Source organism: Rhizobium sp. CFBP 8752, from assembly GCF_014842035.1.
In the GTDB taxonomy this organism is placed as follows: Bacteria; Pseudomonadota; Alphaproteobacteria; order Rhizobiales; family Rhizobiaceae; genus Neorhizobium; species Neorhizobium soli.
Window position 1 is genome coordinate 1649154 of sequence record NZ_JACYUZ010000001.1, and the last position, 15480, is coordinate 1664633.

Here is a 15480-nt window from a genome sequence, read left to right on the forward strand (position 1 = left end):
CGCCTCGCTGGCGCCATCATTGAGCAATCTAACCCCAACAACCGCCATTGGGGAAAACAGCATGAATTCCGCGCTCATCGTCATGACTATTTTGGGCTGCAACGATTCGGCTACGGACTGCCGCTACATCTCGACGGTCGACCAGAGATGGCCAACGGTCGCCATGTGCGATGCCGTTTCCGAAGACAGGCTACCGTCCTATGCCAATCAGCCTTACCCGGTGATCATCGCCGTCTGCCAGAATCCGGACGATGCGATCGAGACAGCAACGCAGTCGCAAACCCCTCCCGTGCGGGATCAAGCGTCCGAGCCGATAGCGGCGGCTCCCGAGCCAAACAGCGACGTAAGCGAGAAGCAGAAGGAAGGTCTGGCCAGCCGTGCGATCCAGCGGGTTCGCAACGTTTTGCCAACGACCGAAGGCGTCAAGACGCTCGTGACGACGCCCGTAAGGCTTGTCGAAGGCGGTTATTCGTGGGTTGCCAAGCGTTTCGACCGCTAAGCTCAGGCAGCAAGCGCTAACTCGCTCGCATAGGCCCGTGCGGCGAACCGCATCTCCAGACGATGCCGTCTCTCGATCATCTGGATCATATCCGAGACTGCCGGATGCTGCCCTGCAGCCCCTGAAAACCTCTCGATCAAACGACCGCAGACATCAGCGGTGGAACGACCCGCCGACGCGTCGCGCCAGAGCAGGACAGCCTCGACGAAGACGGCGGCAATCTCTCTTGTCAGACCACAGGCTTCAAAAAGGGCGCGAACGGCATGAAGGCGGCCTGTCGCCAGGATAGGCCTCACGCGACGCTCTCCGAGCCCGGAAAGGGTCGATACCGCCTCTGCAACGAGGTCCGCTTTGCCAAGGCAAAGGGCGTGGATCAGGAAAGACGGTGTGAGGCGTCCCGATGCCCGGAGATGCTCGACGAGTGCCGGCACTTCCTGCTGGGACGTCGTTCCTGCAATTGCAACGGTTGCCGCTTCGTCGGCCTCGCGGCCCACATATTCGATACGGCCGCGAGCAAGCGTCGAGCGGACCAGACCGCAGTTGAGAAGCGTGTCCGCGATGTGGCTAACGAGCATGTGGCGCGCTTCTGAAGGAAGGTCTTCGCGCTCGAGCAGAAGGTTGCGAATGTCGTGGCGCTGTCCATGCCGCTCGGCGATCCGGCGCAGGGATATGCCTGTGATCAACGCAGTGCCACTTTCGAGCAGAATTAGAATTTCCGGCTCGTCGCCGATTTCTGCAAGTGCTGCACAGGCGCCGCGGGAAAGATTTGGCCGCGAGGCGATCAGACGCCGGGTCATTCCATCGCCTCGGCCGATCAGGTCGACAAGATCCGAGTCGCTGATCACGGGCGAGCGGGCAATCACCGTACAGGCGATCTCGACCTGATCTTCCGCAAGCGCGAGGATGATTGCACGAGGAGCCTGAGGCGAATCGGCGATCGATTCTGCCAATGCGAGACGTACGCGCGGCGAAGGGTCATCGAGAAGGTAAGTGATCGCCAATCCGGCAGCCTTGCGCTCTTCCGCCCCCATCGCCGCGTGGAGATATGCTCGACCAAGGGCATCCGCTGCGCGGGAACGGTCCCCAGCTCTTGCCGTCTCAGCCCAACGAAGAAATGCCTGTACGATCACGACCTGCCCCGGAAACACAACGCTGCTGCTCCGTCTGGAACAGCCTGGTGCCACGGTAGAGACAAAAAGTTTAAGATTGGTTCACCATGTTCCACACCCGGCGCAACGCACCTCGCGCGTAGCCTGAACTAGGCCGAGAGTATGGAATCTCACGTCGGACGGACCAGTTCGAACACGCCCTCGCCGGCATCGGAATAGTCACGGTAGCCCATGCGGCCGACCGGTCGGGCAAGCTGCATGTCGATTCGGCCATCCCGGATGATGTCTTCGGAGATATGGATTCCGACCACCTCACCAAACACCATGTAGGCGTCGGTGAGCTCGCCCTTGAGATCCTTCGGCTGGATCACTTCGGTAAGACGGCATTCCAGCGCGGAATAGGCCTCCGCAACGTAGGGCGCGTCGACGACCTCTCCCATTCTGGCGGTGAGGCCAGCCAGGTCGAACTCATTCACCCCGTAATCTACCGGAGCCGAGGAAGCGTTGACCTGTTCGGAAACATGGCGGCTAGCCATGCTTGCCGTGAAAAAACCCGTGTCCGACGCATTCTTCAGACTGTGCTTGCGTCCCGACGAGGAGAACATCACGATCTTGGGGTTATCGGACACGATGTTGAAGAAAGAATAGGGCGACAGGTTCAGCGAACCGTCGCGTCCTTTGGTACCGATCCAGCCGATCGGCCGCGGCGCCACGATGGCCTTGAAGGGATCATGGCGCATGCCGTGGGCGTTTGTGTCGGTGCGATAAAACATGCGTTCAACCTGCGTAGGTGACAATGTCGGCAAGAGCCGGCCGCGGCCGGTCCGGCGTCGCGAAATCGCTCGAGCCGATATGAATGAAACCCGCGACCTTTTCGCCCGGCCTTATGCCAAGAGCGGCGAGGGCTCGCTCGTCGTAGCACACCCACTCGGTGCGCCAGTTGGCAACATAGCCATGTGCATTTGCAGCCATCAGCATGTTGAGGCAGACAGCGCCAGCCGACAGGACCTGCTCCCATTCAGGGATTTTGACGTGGGGCTGCACGGTGCTGACAACGGCAACGACAAGCGGTGCACGTGTGAAACGCGTCAGTTCAGCCTGTTTGGCCGGTTCATTCATCTCCGGGTTACCGGCGAGCGCGAGTTCAAGGAACGTTTCGCCGAGCTTTGTGCAAACGTCACCCCGATAGACGACAAGGCGCCACGGCGCGATTTTGCCATGATCGGGAACGCGGACCGACATGCTCAAGATCGATTCGAGCTCTTCTTGCGATGGGCCCGGGCCTGTGATCTGGGCAACGGGCGTCGAGTGGCGCTCTTGCAGGTAATCGCTGAGCTTCAGGTTGTTTTCCATGTCGAAAGCTTCCGATCGATACGTGATATAGAGGTAGGCCTTGAAAATGCCCGGACGTTCGTCTTCAAGTGGCTTCTCGCAAAACAAGAGTCAACGGGTCATATCCTGATGCCAGGCCTATCGTTCGTTACCCGTATCGCTGCTGCAGGCCTGCTGCTGTTGACCGCTGCCGACCTGGGTTTCGCGCAAAGCGATGCGTTCGGAAGCTTCCGCCAGCTCGACAGCACGGGGAAGATGCCCAAGCTGAACGCCTTCTCGGCCACACCGGGCGAAAGCGCCGGCTCGATCGCGAAGGATGTGCGGTTTGATGCCAGGCTGACGGCTGACAGCGACGTGATGCAGGAAGGTCTTGCCTGGCGCGTGTTCAGCCCGATTGCCGGTGTGGACGGCAAGCTTCCGCTTGTTGCAAGCTCCGACGGCGGATCCGCCGCTTTCCAGCTGGCGCCGGGTGATTATTTCGTGAATGTCGCGTTCGGCCGCGCCGGCGTCACGAAAAAAGTAACTGTACCTTCTGAAGGCGACTTCCAGAAACAGACCCTCGTCCTTGATGCCGGCGGGTTCATCCTGAACGCGGTTGCCGGAGCGGACCAGACTATCCCACCGGCACAGCTGAGCTTCTCCGTCTATGCGGCCGAAGTCCGCGAAAACGGCGATCGGGCCCTCGTAATGTCGGAGGTGAAGCCCAACACCATCGTGCGGCTTGCGACAGGGACCTATCACGTGGTTTCTGAGTACGGTGACATCAACGCCGTCGTGCGTGCTGACATCCAGGTGGAAGCGGGCAAGCTGACGCAGGCTGTTTTGCAGCACAAGGCCGCGGAGGTGTCGCTGAAGCTCGTGTCTCAGCCGGGTGGCGAAGCCATCGCCGACACGGCCTGGTCGGTGCTGACGGCTGCGGGCGACGTGGTCAACGAAAGCGTCAGCGCCCTGCCCTCCATGGTGCTGGCCGAGGGCGACTATCTCGCCGTTGCCCGCAACAAGGACAAGATCTATCAGCGCGAATTCAAGGTGACGGCTGGTAACAACGTGGATGTCGAGGTGTTGATGCGCAACGCCAACCCGTCAGATGCCACGACCGCTGCCGTCGTGCCCGACTGACATCGGCTTTCTGGGTCAACTGGCCTTCTTGAGAAACCGCTGACGTCTGACGGGTCGCATGGAGAAGACGGCACTGTGGAGCAGACCGAGCAACTCCTTGCGGTCTGTGGTCCCAGCCATATCGTCCCAGCTCATCACCCTGCCCACCCGTGCCGTGATCGACGTTCCAGACAGGCGTTTAAACTCGCGGATGAGAAGCGACAGCCTGAATGTCATCGAGATCCGGCTGGCCAGATGAAAGAGCCGACCATTCTGCCCCTCGAAATAGACCGGAACCACGTTGGCCCTGGTAGCCTGAATGAGTTTTGCGGCGAAGATCTTCCACGGCAGGTCGTCGGCAATGCCGAAGCCCTTCTTCGCGGTTGCGACACCGCCGGCTGGAAAGATAATGATGGTCGTGCCGTCTTTCAGCAGCCGTATCGCTTCGTTCCGCGTGTGCATGTTCAGCACCAGCGCCTCCTTCGTCTCCTCGAAGGATACGGGCAGCGAATAGGGTTCCATCTCAGGAACCTTCAGGAGATCGTTGTGGATCAGCACGCGGAAAGGTCGGCCGAGCTGTTCGGCAAGTGCCAGCACGGCAATTCCGTCTCCGATGCCGAACGGATGGTTTGCAACGATGACCAGTGGAGACTGCAGCTGTTCTTCGGGAGGCCATGCGCCTTCGATCTCGAGACCCACGTCGATGATATCGAGCATCTTGCCGAAGACGCGGTCGCTCTTGCCGACGATGTCGGTGCGCCAGATATCATACAGCCGGGCGAAACGATCGCGTCCCGAGAGCCCCTCGATAGACCGGATGAACCAGCGCTTGAAGCGCGGATCCCTGTCATTGGCGTAGGAAAGTTCCCTGAACCGCAAATCAGTCTCCCAACGGAAAGGCGCATCCGATGAGAAGGCAATATTACAAAACGATTGCAGTTTTTTGACAGCACCCGCGGACATGGCCCGCGGGCGCTGGTCTTGATCAGGCCGGGCGCTTTCTCAGTGCTGCGCGGCGGCGAAGGTCCGGCGGCGTCGCTTCTTCCGCAAGCGACCGAATCGCCTCTTCAAGCGTCATCGACGTTTGCGCCTGCGACCCCAGACGACGGATGTTGACCGAGTTCTCCTCGGCTTCCTTCTTGCCGCAGACGATGATGACCGGAACCTTGGTCACCGAGTGCTCGCGGACCTTGTAGTTGATCTTCTCGTTGCGGAAGTCGGTCTCGACCTGAAGGCCTGCGTCACGCAACTGCTCGGCAACTTCACGGCCGTAATCGTCCGCATCCGACGTGATGGTCGCGACGACGACCTGCGTTGGCGCAAACCACAGCGGCATGTGACCGGCGAAGTTTTCGATCAGAATGCCGAGGAACCGTTCCATCGAGCCGCAGATGGCGCGGTGGATCATCACCGGCTGCTGCTTTTCCGAGTTGGCGTCGATGTAGAAGGCTCCAAAGCGCTCCGGCAGGTTAAAGTCGACCTGTGTCGTTCCGCACTGCCATTCGCGACCGATGGCGTCCTTCAGCGTATATTCGAACTTCGGGCCATAGAAGGCGCCCTCACCTGGAAGAATGCCGGTCTTGATGCGACCGCCGGACTGTTCTTCGATGGTTTTCAGAACGTCCGTCATGACGCTTTCGGCGCGATCCCAGAGGTCATCGGTGCCAACGCGCTTTTCGGGACGCGTCGAGAGCTTCACGACCACTTCCTCGAAGCCGAAATCCTCGTAGACGGAGAGGATGAGATCGTTGATGCGCAGGCACTCGGCTGCCATCTGCTCGTCCGTGCAGAACACATGGGCGTCGTCCTGCGTGAAGCCGCGCACGCGCATCAGGCCGTGGAGAGCACCGGATGCTTCGTAGCGGTGAACGAGACCGAACTCGGCAAGCCTGATCGGCAGTTCGCGGTAAGACTTGAGGCCGTGCTTGAAGATCTGCACGTGGCCGGGGCAGTTCATCGGCTTCAGTGCGAAGACGCGATTGTCCGCTCCCTCGTCCTTCGGATGCGTGAACGCGTAAGCGGATTTCACCGCGAACATGTTTTCCTGATACCAGCCCCAGTGACCTGACGTTTCCCAAAGAGACGCGTCGAGAACCTGCGGTGCGTTGACCTCTTCGTAGGTGCCGGCCAGACGGCGGCGCATGTAGGAGGTCAGGGTCTGGAACATGCGCCAGCCCTTGCCGTGCCAGAAGACGACGCCGGGGCCTTCTTCCTGGAAATGGAAGAGGTCCATTTCGCGGCCGAGCTTGCGGTGGTCGCGTTTTTCGGCTTCAGCCAGGATATGCAGGTAGTTATCGAGCTGCTCCTGCTCCGCAAAGGCCGTGCCGTAGATGCGCGTCAGCATGACATTGTTGCTGTCGCCGCGCCAATAGGCGCCAGCCACCTTCATCAGCTTGAAAGCCGTGCCGATCTGGCCCGTGGACGCCATGTGCGGTCCGCGGCAGAGGTCGAACCAGTCGCCCTGATAATAGATCTTCAGATCCTGGTCTTCGGGAATGGCATCGACCAGTTCAACCTTGTAGGCCTCGCCCTTGGCTGCAAACACCTCGCGCGCCTTGTTGCGCGGCCAGACTTCCTTGGTGAAGGGCTTGTTGCGCTGGATGATTTCCTTCATCCGCTTTTCGATCTTCGGCAGGTCGTCCGGCGTGAAGGGCTCGGCCTTGGCGAAATCGTAATAGAAGCCGTTCTCGATGACGGGACCGATGGTCACCTGCGTGCCGGGCCAGAGCTCCTGGACGGCTTCTGCCATCACGTGCGCTGCATCGTGGCGGATCAGTTCGAGTGCCCTGGGGTCCGTACGGGTAACGATCTCGATCTGACCGTCGACGACGGGGTCGGAGAGATCGCGCACGGTGCCGTCGATCGCGATCGCGACAGACTTTTTGGCAAGCGACTTCGAAATGGATTCGGCAACATCACGGCCGGTCGTGCCGGCATCATACGTGCGGACGGAGCCATCGGGAAATGTGAGGGAAACCTGGGACATGTTCTATCTCCTGTCCAGTCCCGCCAACGAATGCGGGTGGTGGTAAAATGGCCAGATCGACCGGCCGGCAACGGGCGCGGTGATAGTGTGTTTCGGGCCGTTAGTAAAGGTTTGGAACCCGCGAACGGATGGTCGGAAAGCCTTTAGCTTCCGAGCTCTGGCGAGCTGCAAGGACTGACGCCTTTTGAGATAGCTGGGCTGGTGTCACGCTTATCCATGACGCCAGTAGCGCCAGGGCATCCACCAGACCTGGCGTTGCCTCTGCAGGTCCGGAACCGGGTCCAGTCCGCCGGAGCCACCAGGACCGCAGCGCGCGACTCGGTACAGTGTCATCCAGAGACCGGGCCAGAGCCCGTGTCGGGCGATCGCCTCGTAGCCATACTCGGAACAGGTCGGAATATGGCGGCAGCCGTTTCCGACAAAGCCGGAAAGAGTGAGCTGATAGAACCGGATCAGTCCCATACCGGCGAGGCGTCCGGGCGTCTTTTTGAACGGGCCCTGCCAGTTGCGCGATCGATAGGGCCCGCCGCGTTTCGTGTCGTGGTCACAATCCGGCGAGCCGCACATCAGGCGGTCGCTTTGTCGGCCCGGTCGCGGACGTCGATCTGATCGAGCGCGTCAACGACCGCATCGAACGTCAGCATGGTAGACGGATGCCGGGCCTTGTAATCCTTCACAGGCTTCAGGTAGCGCATGTCTTCGAAGCGGCCGACCGGGCCTTCGCCGCCCTCTTTCAGCATCGACAGCATGTCGACCCTCGCCTGGCGCAGTTCGTCGACCGGCGCGCCGACGATATGCCGTGCCATGATCGACGACGACGCCTGACCAAGGGCGCAGGCCCTCACCTCGTGAGAGAAGTCGCTCACCACGCCGTCACTGACTTTCAGGTAAACACGAACTTTTGAACCACAGAGCTTGGAGTGCTTTTCGGACGTCGCATCCGCATCGTCCATTGCACCCGCGCGGCCAATGTTCCCCGCAAACTCAAGAATTTTCTGGTTATAGATCTCGTCCATGTCGCTCGCTCACGTCATCGTCCTCGACATCCGCTCGACCGATCGAACGCACCGTCTACCGGGATGACCTACCACAATCTGGATTAGGCCCTTATATGTTGTCCGCGACGGGAATTATCAAGGAAACACGTTTTCGAGAAACGCGCGAAAACGGCGATGGTATGCCTTGAAAATTCGGAACGCGCAGACGAAAAGTCAGGAAACTGGTATTCCGGCGTGATCCATGGCGATCAGCTTTTTTACCATAGTGAGATCGGATGTGGCCCTGGCCCGCATCGAGGGACACAAGATGGATGCTATTTTGAAGAATTTTCCGGCCTCCAGCCAGAAACAGCCTCGTCCGACCCAGCAGGAAGCTGAGGACGCCGTGCGCGTCTTGCTCCAGTGGTCCGGCGACGATCCGGAGCGCGAGGGTTTGCTCGATACGCCGAAGCGCGTTGCAAAAGCCTATCGCGAGCTCTTTTCGGGCTATGATCTGTCGGCCGAAGAGGTTCTCGGCCGGACCTTCGAGGAGGTCTCGGGTTATGACGATATGGTTCTCGTTCGCGATATACCATTCTTCTCCCATTGCGAGCACCACATGCTGCCCATCAAAGGCAAGGCGACCGTTGCCTATCTTCCGCAGGGCCGGGTTCTGGGGCTGTCCAAGATCGCGCGTGTGATCGAGATCTACGGTCGTCGCCTCCAGACACAGGAAAATTTGACGGCACAGATCGCCAGCGCGATCGACACGACATTGAAGCCGCGCGGTGTGGCCGTCCTGATCGAGGCGGAACACATGTGCATGGAAATGCGCGGTGTGGAGAAGCAGGGATCTCAGACGCTGACGACACGGTTTACCGGTGCGTTCAAGACCGACGCAGCCGAGCAGGCGCGTTTCTTTACCATGGCCCGCAACCGCTGAGCGCCGAAATGACAATGACTTTTCAAGCGCCGTCGTCGGATAAGGCCGAGCTCGAGGGTGACGGCGCCTTTACGCCGCGTTTCGATACCGACGGTCTTGTGACCGCTGTCGTGACCGACATTCGCGATGGCGAATTGCTCATGGTGGCGCATATGAACGCCGAGGCGCTCGCGCTGACGGTCGAGACGGGCGTCGCTCACTACTACAGCCGGTCGAGAGCGAAACTCTGGAAGAAGGGCGAGACCTCCGGCAATCTGCAAACTGTGCATGAGATCAGGACCGATTGCGATCAGGACGCCGTCTGGCTCAAGGTCTCGATGTCCGGCCATGACGCCGCTTGCCACACCGGGCGACGCTCCTGTTTCTATCGTGCGGTAAAGAAAAGTGACGGTGGCGCTGTCCTTGAAATACAGGATCAACAGCGTCACTTTGATCCAGAGCATGTGTATTCTGGTCATGATGAGACGGGAAAGCGGTAGGCGTCTGCACCGCTTTCATACCATCCCCACCTGAATAACGAATTGGCAACCAAACGATGCGTTAATTTGCGTACGTGGCTGTGTTCAGCTGAGAGGTGATGGCGATGATGAATTGGAGTTGGAGTCGCAACGAGCGGCAAGCCGCGCCAGCAGACGCTGTCACAAATCGGCTCCAGACGTCCCCTCCTCCCATTGTCATTGAGCAGCCACGCAAGGCAAAGCTGTCTTTAGCACTTGGTGGCGGCGCGGCCCGCGGATGGGCGCATATCGGCGTGTTGCGCGCGCTTGACGAAGCCGGCATCGAAGTCGGGATGATTGCCGGCACATCAATCGGCGCGCTGGTCGGAGGCTGTTATCTCGCAGGCAAGCTCGACGAACTCGAAAGCTTTGCCCGATCTCTGACCATGCGGCGGATCGCGGCGCTTCTCGACCTCACCATCGGTGGCGGCGGCCTGATCGGTGGCATGCGGTTGACGAAGCGAATGCAGGAACACCTGCAGGGCATCTCCATCGAAGATCTCGACCGCCCCTTCGTCGCAGTCGCGACGGAACTTCATACCGGGCACGAAGTGTGGATTTCGGCCGGCTCTCTGATCCGAGCCCTTCGGGCGTCCTACGCGCTGCCGGGGATTTTCGAACCTGTGAAATGCAGCGGCCGCACGCTGGTCGATGGCGCGCTGGTCAATCCGGTCCCGACCTCCGTCTGTCGCGCCTACGAGCAGCCGCTGGTCGTGGCCGTGAACCTCAACTACGATGTCTTCGGCCGGTCCGCGGTTGTCAAACACACTGCAGCCGATGCGCCGGACGATCACGAGCGTTCGCGCCATCAGGACGACCCCCGCGTCGGTGTCACCGGCACCATGGTGCAGGCGTTCAACATCATCCAGGAGCGCATATCGCGCGCCAGACTGGCCGGCGATCCGCCTGATCTGGCGCTGCATCCACGCCTCAACGATATCGGTCTGTCCGAATTCCACCGCGCCGGCGAGGCGATCGACCGGGGCTATGAGGCCACCATGTCGCAGATCGTGGCGCTTCAGCGCATGCAGGAAGTTTTCGCCCGCTGAGATGCGGGCGAAGATGCCGCTCTCCCAGCCGCCTTACCCGGCGATATAGGCCTTCATCTGTTCGGCTTCGATCTCCACTTCACGCAGCCGCGATTTCACGACGTCGCCGATCGAAATGATGCCGGAGAGCTTGCCGTCGGCTTCTACCGGGACATGGCGGAACCGTCCCGCCGTCATCATACCCATCACCTCGTCTGCCGTCTGATCCTCCCGACAGCGTTGCACGGAGGTTGTCATGACAGCCTTGACCGGCTGCTCCAGCGCATCGACGCCTTTGGTGGCGATGCAGTGGACGAGATCTCTCTCGGTGAAAATGCCGGCAATACGCCCCTCCATCCCGGCAATGATCACGGCACCGATGTTTCGGTCGTTCAAGATGCCCGCGATCTGCCGCAACGTCTCGTCCGGGCTGACGGTCACGACGTTACGGCCCTTCGAATCCAGCATGCTCTTTACGGTCGTCGACATGGCTCGCTCCTCCAAAACCATTCGAACCGAAACGTCTCCCCTCAAAGACATTTGCGGCACAGTCCCTCGACGCGAAGTTTAAGACGACAGCAACTGGAGATCAAGCGGGCGCCAATGGTTGGTCATCGGCGGCAATTCTGTCGAACAGGCCGAAAAACAAAAAGCCGAAGAGAAAGCCACCGATATGAGCATCCCAGGCGATCTCTCCGACATCGGATCCGATCAGCGGCAGGCCGATGGCGACAAGCACGTTTCCGAAGAACCACATCGCCGTGAAAATCACCACTGTCCGGTTCCGGAAAGAGCCGAGTATGGACTGACGTGGATGGAGATGGCCGAAACTGCGGTCGTATCCGCGGCCGTCCGGGAACGCGAACCGGCACGCGGCGCCCATCAAGCCTGAGACGACGCCTGAAGCGCCGACGAGTAGCGTCTGGTCGCCCCAATGCAGGCCGGCATGGAAGAAAGCTGCCGCCGCTGCCGAGGAAATCCAGAACAGCATGTAGCGGAGAGTTCCGATGCGGCGCACGACCGGCGCTCCAAAGGCGACCAGCCAGAGTGCGTTAAAGCCAATATGCTCGATACCGCCATGCAGGAAGGAATAGGTGACAGGCGTCCACAGCCATTCGAAATTCTGCTCCGCAAACGGAACGACGTAGCGTACGGGCGTGAAGGCGAACCACATCAGCACCGAGATCTGCGCCTCCTCGTCGAGCAAGTAAGCATCGACTAGATAGACGACGGCCAGGAACAGGACCGAGATCACCAGACTTCGGGGAAGATTGAAAACTGGCTGCGACGACTGGTCGTCGATGGCGTCCGCATCCCTGTCCGTATCGTTCGCGGCACCCGGCAGGTCTTGCCTGTCGCTCATCACAATTCCTTCCCTGTTGAAGCGTCAGACTTACAGGACGACCCGCCTGAAGAAAAGCTGCAGATAGCACCGGATACAAGCACTTAGTCGCCGGGTTCGACATTCTTTCTTCAAGGCTCACCGCTCTGGCATGGTTTTCGCAGCGTTAAGGCTGACCCTCGTGTTGTGCCTTAGAAAGCGGTTCAGCACGGGATGAAGCGTCTCGAAATGGATCACGGGAAAGCGAATGCGAAATCCGGCTACGACGGAAATCTTCGAATACTGGACAGGTCTGTGCGACGGGCGGTTGCCTCCCATGCGCAACGAGATCGATCCGGTCGCCCTGCGCAGATTTCTGCCTCATCTCTTCATCGTCGCAAACGAGGCAGACGACCAATTGACGTTTCGGCTTGCAGGCACGCGGTTATGCGAGTTGTTCGGTGGCGAGTTTCGCGGGATGCCGTTCCGCACGATCTGGGATCTCGAAGAAAACGATCGCGCCCAGGAGGTCGTCATGCAGATCCTCGTCCATGAGAAACCCGCGATTGCCGACGTAGTCCTGAACGTAGCTGGCACGTCAATCGAATGCGAAATGCTGATGATGCCGCTTCGCTCTTCCGAAACCGGAAGCGACCGGGTACTCGGAGCACTTCTGCCTGCCGACGGCCCTTTCCCGGTGGCGGCCAGACCGGCAAGTGGGCTGCATCTTCAAGATTGGGGCTTTGTCGAAAGCGATGAAACCGGCGGGTTGTCCGTCTGCGGGCATGACCAGCCGCAGTTGGTCCAGTCAGGACTTCTGCGCCGCTTCCTGCCGGCGAGCTTCTTCCCACAATGACGGCTTCGGGAACCATATATTAACGCCCTGTCACTAATGTAGGCTAGGACTCTAGCTGAAAAAGCGCTCATCCATGTTTTCCGGCACCTCGTCTCAGGCATCCGTTTCGCAAGCAACTGCAGCGCAGCGCTCATTCCAACGCGTCTCCGTGAACATCAGCGGCCGCTTGATGCTGGCCGACCATGAGGAATATGCCTGCACCGCGATCGAGATGTCCCCCGGGGACGTCAGCTTCCAGTGTGCCGGTCGTCCACGGACCAACGAGCGGGTCATCGCCTATCTCGATCACGTCGGCCGCCTTGAAGGGACAGTTCTCAGTGTTGCCGGCGGCGGCTTCCTGATGATGATCAACGCGACCGACCGCAAGCGCGAAAAACTTGCCGCACAGTTGACCTGGATCGCCAACAAGCATGAACTCGGGCTGCCGGAGGACCGTCGCCACGATCGTCTCACCCCGCGCAACACCCGTTCGGAGATTACTCTCGACGACGGGCGCCGCTATCCGTGCCGGCTGCTTGACCTTTCGCTTTCCGGTGCGGCTGTCGACATCGAGACCCGTCCGTCAATCGGGACCCCGCTACGCCTCGGAAACATGCGCGGACGCGTGGTGCGTCATTTCATGGAAGGCGTCGCGATCGAGTTTCACTCGGTCCAGTCCCGCGAAGCGCTGACCGAGTTCCTCTAAGCCTCATCATATCCATTTTCTAACCGGCCTGCCCGCAGCTGAGTTTGGCTGTGTCTGCTCCGGCGTGAATTATTACGATCACCGCCATCGTCAGCGGCGCTGGACTTGCTGGTCCGACACACCAAAATCCCGAAAAAACACGTGGCCAGAATTATTTTGTGCCTTTTCGGGATTTTTTTCGCGCAGTTTTAGGCGGCGAAACGGGCTGTTTTGGTCGCGATTTCGTCCCGGAACGCGGCGAAGCAAAGCAACAGGCACAGGCAGATCGAAGACTTCGCTCACCTTTCGATGATGTCACGTTTCATCAAAGCGATGCAGTATCAGGGAGATAGGAGCGGATAGGTCAAATTTACCTCGCATTTTATGCAAATACGCCGAAAAAGCAGTGCGTATTTTATGAAAAAGCACGTCGAATTCGACGCGTATTTTCGCCAAAGTTGATTAGAATAAGCATCTGATTTTACTGCGGTATTTTGCGGTCGATCAAAGGGTCTGAGGCATTGTTTCCCCACAACGGGGAGACAAGAAAAATGAACTGCCGTAAAGCTCTCGCATTCGCAATCGCCGCCGCTGCAATGATCGGCTCCATGACCGTCCAGTCCTTTGCGATGCCATCCGGCGCCATGCGCGTTATCGGCAAGGCAAACCCGCCGATCGGTCATTACGAATTCTGCAAGACCTACACGAGCGAATGCGTGGCATCCTACAAGGACGCCGGCCCCGTGGCACTCACCGAAGACACCTGGCGCACGATCCTCGACGTCAACTACACGGTCAACACCTCGATCACACCGATGACCGACCAGGAAATCTACGGCGTCGAAGAGCGCTGGGCATACCCGCGGACCGTCGGCGACTGCGAGGACTTCGTGCTCCTGAAGCGGAAGATGCTGACGCAGCAGGGCATTTCGCCTTCCAACCTGCTGATCACGGTCGTGCTGCAGCCGAATGGCGAAGGTCATGCAGTCCTGACCGTCCGCACCGATCGCGGCGACTTCGTCCTCGACAACATGCGCAACAAGGTCATGATCTGGACCGATACGGAATACACATACCTGAAGCGCCAGGCGACCGATGATCCGGCGCGTTGGGTCAAACTCCAGGACGGCCGGGCGACCGCAGTCGGCAGTGTCAGCCAGTAAGTCAAGATTACCCGACGAACGATCGACCATGTGATCATTCAGAACGCCGGCAGGGCCTCCGAGGAGGTACCCTGCCGGCGTTTCCGTTTATGGCGCTCACCGCTGTCGCGCGACTATGACTAACGATCCATTAACCACAAATCCGCAACAATGGCGGTATCGCTGCCGGCGCGGTCGCACCCCTCGTTCGGTCCGCCGGCCACTCCAGTGACGAGAGCCCGGCCGCATGCAACCCGACAGCCTTAGTGAAACGGACAGCCCGCTTCTATCCAGGCGAACCCTATACAAGATCACCGGCATCGTGGTTGCGCTTGGCATAGTGACCAGCGCCATCAGCGTTGGCGGCCGATGGCTCGGCGAGCGGATGATGCTGGGTGGCCATTCCGAGAGCACCGAGACATTCGACTTGGTGATCGGTCAGGATACGATCCAGCTTTCAGCCAACACGCTCCGTTTCAAAGAGCAGAGACGGAGCGGTGCAACTGAACGGGCGGATCTTTATCTGACCTGGCCGGAAATGACGGGCTACAGCGCAACCAATCGGGGGAGATTCGACACCGTCTCCCAGCCGGCATCTCTTATCTTCGTACAAATGTCGCAGAGCACCATGTCGCGCGACATGTCGGGGCGGCTTCAGCCGATCTACGAGGGACTTTTCGAAGGCCCGGCAGAACCGGCTGAGCATGGGCTGACACTGCATCGCCTCCGGGCGGACAGCGGTTACGGGAACGAAGTGATTCTGACGGGCGCACAGCCTGGTGCCGCCTCTCCCTACGCCGTGCGTTGCCTATTTCCATCGGCGGGAGAGCGCCCTACCAGCGGCGACTGCCAGCGCGATATCCGAGTCGGGCAGGATCTGACCGTGCTTTATCGATTCTCGAGCGTGCTTTTGCGCGACTGGCAGAAGATTGACGCCGGAGTTCGGACATTTGTCCAAACCCGCCTTTTGACCGAGCGCCCGGTAACGCAGGTCAATCGGTAAAATGGTCCTCTGCGAAGCAACCAAA

At 59.7% G+C, this 15480-nt stretch carries 19 protein-coding genes; 9 read left to right on the top strand and 10 right to left on the bottom strand.

What is annotated here, in order from left to right:
• The first annotated feature begins 61 nt into the window (after positions 1-61).
• Complete coding sequence (locus tag IFT59_RS07840; protein ID WP_062456943.1) at positions 62-499, top strand: hypothetical protein; 438 nt, start codon at positions 62-64, stop codon at positions 497-499.
• 2 nt (positions 500-501) lie between these two features.
• Here IFT59_RS07840 and IFT59_RS07845 read toward each other — a convergent pair whose 3' ends face one another.
• The 3 genes from IFT59_RS07845 to IFT59_RS07855 all read right to left on the bottom strand — a co-directional run bounded on the left by IFT59_RS07845 (position 502) and on the right by IFT59_RS07855 (position 2961).
• Positions 502-1629 (bottom strand): DUF2336 domain-containing protein, encoded by a 1128-nt coding sequence (locus tag IFT59_RS07845; protein ID WP_062458049.1) that lies wholly within the window; start codon positions 1627-1629, stop codon positions 502-504.
• A gap of 149 nt (positions 1630-1778) precedes the next feature.
• Positions 1779-2381 carry a flavin reductase family protein gene (locus IFT59_RS07850; protein ID WP_192086569.1) on the bottom strand — a complete coding sequence of 201 codons (603 nt, stop codon included), beginning with the start codon at positions 2379-2381 and terminating at the stop codon, positions 1779-1781.
• Positions 2382-2385: 4 nt separating this feature from the next.
• Positions 2386-2961, bottom strand: coding sequence for a nitroreductase family protein (locus IFT59_RS07855; RefSeq protein WP_192086570.1), 576 nt, complete (start codon positions 2959-2961; stop codon positions 2386-2388).
• A gap of 108 nt (positions 2962-3069) precedes the next feature.
• Here IFT59_RS07855 and IFT59_RS07860 point away from each other — a divergent pair, with 108 nt between their 5' ends.
• Positions 3070-4059, top strand: coding sequence for a hypothetical protein (locus IFT59_RS07860; protein ID WP_174196665.1), 990 nt, complete (start codon positions 3070-3072; stop codon positions 4057-4059).
• Between the two features lie 15 nt (positions 4060-4074).
• Here the strand turns inward: IFT59_RS07860 and IFT59_RS07865 are convergent, their stop codons facing one another.
• The 4 genes from IFT59_RS07865 to IFT59_RS07880 all read right to left on the bottom strand — a co-directional run bounded on the left by IFT59_RS07865 (position 4075) and on the right by IFT59_RS07880 (position 8040).
• On the bottom strand, positions 4075-4917 hold the full coding sequence (locus IFT59_RS07865) for a lysophospholipid acyltransferase family protein (RefSeq protein WP_062580687.1): 843 nt from the start codon (positions 4915-4917) through the stop codon (positions 4075-4077).
• Positions 4918-5023: 106 nt separating this feature from the next.
• Complete coding sequence (gene thrS / locus IFT59_RS07870) at positions 5024-7024, bottom strand: threonine--tRNA ligase (protein WP_092662330.1); 2001 nt, start codon at positions 7022-7024, stop codon at positions 5024-5026.
• A gap of 210 nt (positions 7025-7234) precedes the next feature.
• Positions 7235-7591: a membrane protein insertion efficiency factor YidD gene (gene yidD, locus IFT59_RS07875; protein ID WP_092662328.1), complete on the bottom strand. Its 357-nt coding sequence runs from the start codon at positions 7589-7591 to the stop codon at positions 7235-7237.
• Entirely contained in the window at positions 7591-8040 is a 450-nt protein-coding gene (locus tag IFT59_RS07880; protein WP_062456964.1) for an iron-sulfur cluster assembly scaffold protein, read from the bottom strand. Before IFT59_RS07880 ends, yidD begins: the two co-directional genes overlap by 1 nt.
• A 289-nt stretch (positions 8041-8329) precedes the next feature.
• Here IFT59_RS07880 and folE point away from each other — a divergent pair, with 289 nt between their 5' ends.
• The 3 genes from folE (at position 8330) to IFT59_RS07895 (ending at position 10490) form a co-directional block, all read left to right on the top strand.
• Positions 8330-8944 (top strand): GTP cyclohydrolase I FolE, encoded by a 615-nt coding sequence (gene folE / locus IFT59_RS07885; protein WP_062458053.1) that lies wholly within the window; start codon positions 8330-8332, stop codon positions 8942-8944.
• A gap of 8 nt (positions 8945-8952) precedes the next feature.
• Positions 8953-9423 carry a phosphoribosyl-AMP cyclohydrolase gene (hisI, locus tag IFT59_RS07890; protein WP_192086571.1) on the top strand — a complete coding sequence of 157 codons (471 nt, stop codon included), beginning with the start codon at positions 8953-8955 and terminating at the stop codon, positions 9421-9423.
• Between the two features lie 104 nt (positions 9424-9527).
• On the top strand, positions 9528-10490 hold the full coding sequence (locus IFT59_RS07895; protein WP_062458055.1) for a patatin-like phospholipase family protein: 963 nt from the start codon (positions 9528-9530) through the stop codon (positions 10488-10490).
• A 33-nt stretch (positions 10491-10523) separates the two neighbouring features.
• Here the strand turns inward: IFT59_RS07895 and IFT59_RS07900 are convergent, their stop codons facing one another.
• Positions 10524-10958, bottom strand: coding sequence for a CBS domain-containing protein (locus IFT59_RS07900; RefSeq protein WP_062456971.1), 435 nt, complete (start codon positions 10956-10958; stop codon positions 10524-10526).
• A 100-nt stretch (positions 10959-11058) separates the two neighbouring features.
• Entirely contained in the window at positions 11059-11832 is a 774-nt protein-coding gene (locus IFT59_RS07905; protein WP_192086572.1) for a rhomboid family intramembrane serine protease, read from the bottom strand.
• 226 nt (positions 11833-12058) lie between these two features.
• On the opposite strand from IFT59_RS07905, the gene IFT59_RS07910 reads away from it, so the two are divergent.
• Positions 12059-12646, top strand: coding sequence for a PAS domain-containing protein (locus IFT59_RS07910; protein WP_062456974.1), 588 nt, complete (start codon positions 12059-12061; stop codon positions 12644-12646).
• 73 nt (positions 12647-12719) lie between these two features.
• Entirely contained in the window at positions 12720-13331 is a 612-nt protein-coding gene (locus IFT59_RS07915; protein ID WP_192086573.1) for a PilZ domain-containing protein, read from the top strand.
• Between the two features lie 90 nt (positions 13332-13421).
• On the opposite strand, the gene IFT59_RS07920 is transcribed toward IFT59_RS07915, so the two are convergent.
• Positions 13422-13613 carry a hypothetical protein gene (locus IFT59_RS07920; RefSeq protein WP_156461844.1) on the bottom strand — a complete coding sequence of 64 codons (192 nt, stop codon included), beginning with the start codon at positions 13611-13613 and terminating at the stop codon, positions 13422-13424.
• A 293-nt stretch (positions 13614-13906) separates the two neighbouring features.
• Between IFT59_RS07920 and IFT59_RS07925 the strand changes: the two genes are divergently transcribed.
• On the top strand, positions 13907-14473 hold the full coding sequence (locus IFT59_RS07925; protein WP_092662577.1) for a transglutaminase-like cysteine peptidase: 567 nt from the start codon (positions 13907-13909) through the stop codon (positions 14471-14473).
• Positions 14474-14699: 226 nt separating this feature from the next.
• Entirely contained in the window at positions 14700-15455 is a 756-nt protein-coding gene (locus IFT59_RS07930; protein ID WP_062456985.1) for a hypothetical protein, read from the top strand.
• Positions 15456-15480: the final 25 nt, after the last annotated feature.

Coding starts and splice junctions, on each gene's coding strand:
- folE (WP_062458053.1), top strand. CDS start 8,330: ATGGATGCTATTTTGAAGAATTTTCCGGCCTCCAGCCAGAAACAGCCT.
- IFT59_RS07930 (WP_062456985.1), top strand. CDS start 14,700: ATGCAACCCGACAGCCTTAGTGAAACGGACAGCCCGCTTCTATCCAGG.
- IFT59_RS07850 (WP_192086569.1), bottom strand. CDS start 2,381: ATGTTTTATCGCACCGACACAAACGCCCACGGCATGCGCCATGATCCC.
- IFT59_RS07900 (WP_062456971.1), bottom strand. CDS start 10,958: ATGTCGACGACCGTAAAGAGCATGCTGGATTCGAAGGGCCGTAACGTC.
- IFT59_RS07905 (WP_192086572.1), bottom strand. CDS start 11,832: ATGAGCGACAGGCAAGACCTGCCGGGTGCCGCGAACGATACGGACAGG.
- thrS (WP_092662330.1), bottom strand. CDS start 7,024: ATGTCCCAGGTTTCCCTCACATTTCCCGATGGCTCCGTCCGCACGTAT.
- hisI (WP_192086571.1), top strand. CDS start 8,953: ATGACAATGACTTTTCAAGCGCCGTCGTCGGATAAGGCCGAGCTCGAG.
- IFT59_RS07880 (WP_062456964.1), bottom strand. CDS start 8,040: ATGGACGAGATCTATAACCAGAAAATTCTTGAGTTTGCGGGGAACATT.
- IFT59_RS07855 (WP_192086570.1), bottom strand. CDS start 2,961: ATGGAAAACAACCTGAAGCTCAGCGATTACCTGCAAGAGCGCCACTCG.
- IFT59_RS07860 (WP_174196665.1), top strand. CDS start 3,070: ATGCCAGGCCTATCGTTCGTTACCCGTATCGCTGCTGCAGGCCTGCTG.
- yidD (WP_092662328.1), bottom strand. CDS start 7,591: ATGTGCGGCTCGCCGGATTGTGACCACGACACGAAACGCGGCGGGCCC.
- IFT59_RS07915 (WP_192086573.1), top strand. CDS start 12,720: ATGTTTTCCGGCACCTCGTCTCAGGCATCCGTTTCGCAAGCAACTGCA.
- IFT59_RS07910 (WP_062456974.1), top strand. CDS start 12,059: ATGCGAAATCCGGCTACGACGGAAATCTTCGAATACTGGACAGGTCTG.
- IFT59_RS07925 (WP_092662577.1), top strand. CDS start 13,907: ATGATCGGCTCCATGACCGTCCAGTCCTTTGCGATGCCATCCGGCGCC.
- IFT59_RS07840 (WP_062456943.1), top strand. CDS start 62: ATGAATTCCGCGCTCATCGTCATGACTATTTTGGGCTGCAACGATTCG.
- IFT59_RS07895 (WP_062458055.1), top strand. CDS start 9,528: ATGATGAATTGGAGTTGGAGTCGCAACGAGCGGCAAGCCGCGCCAGCA.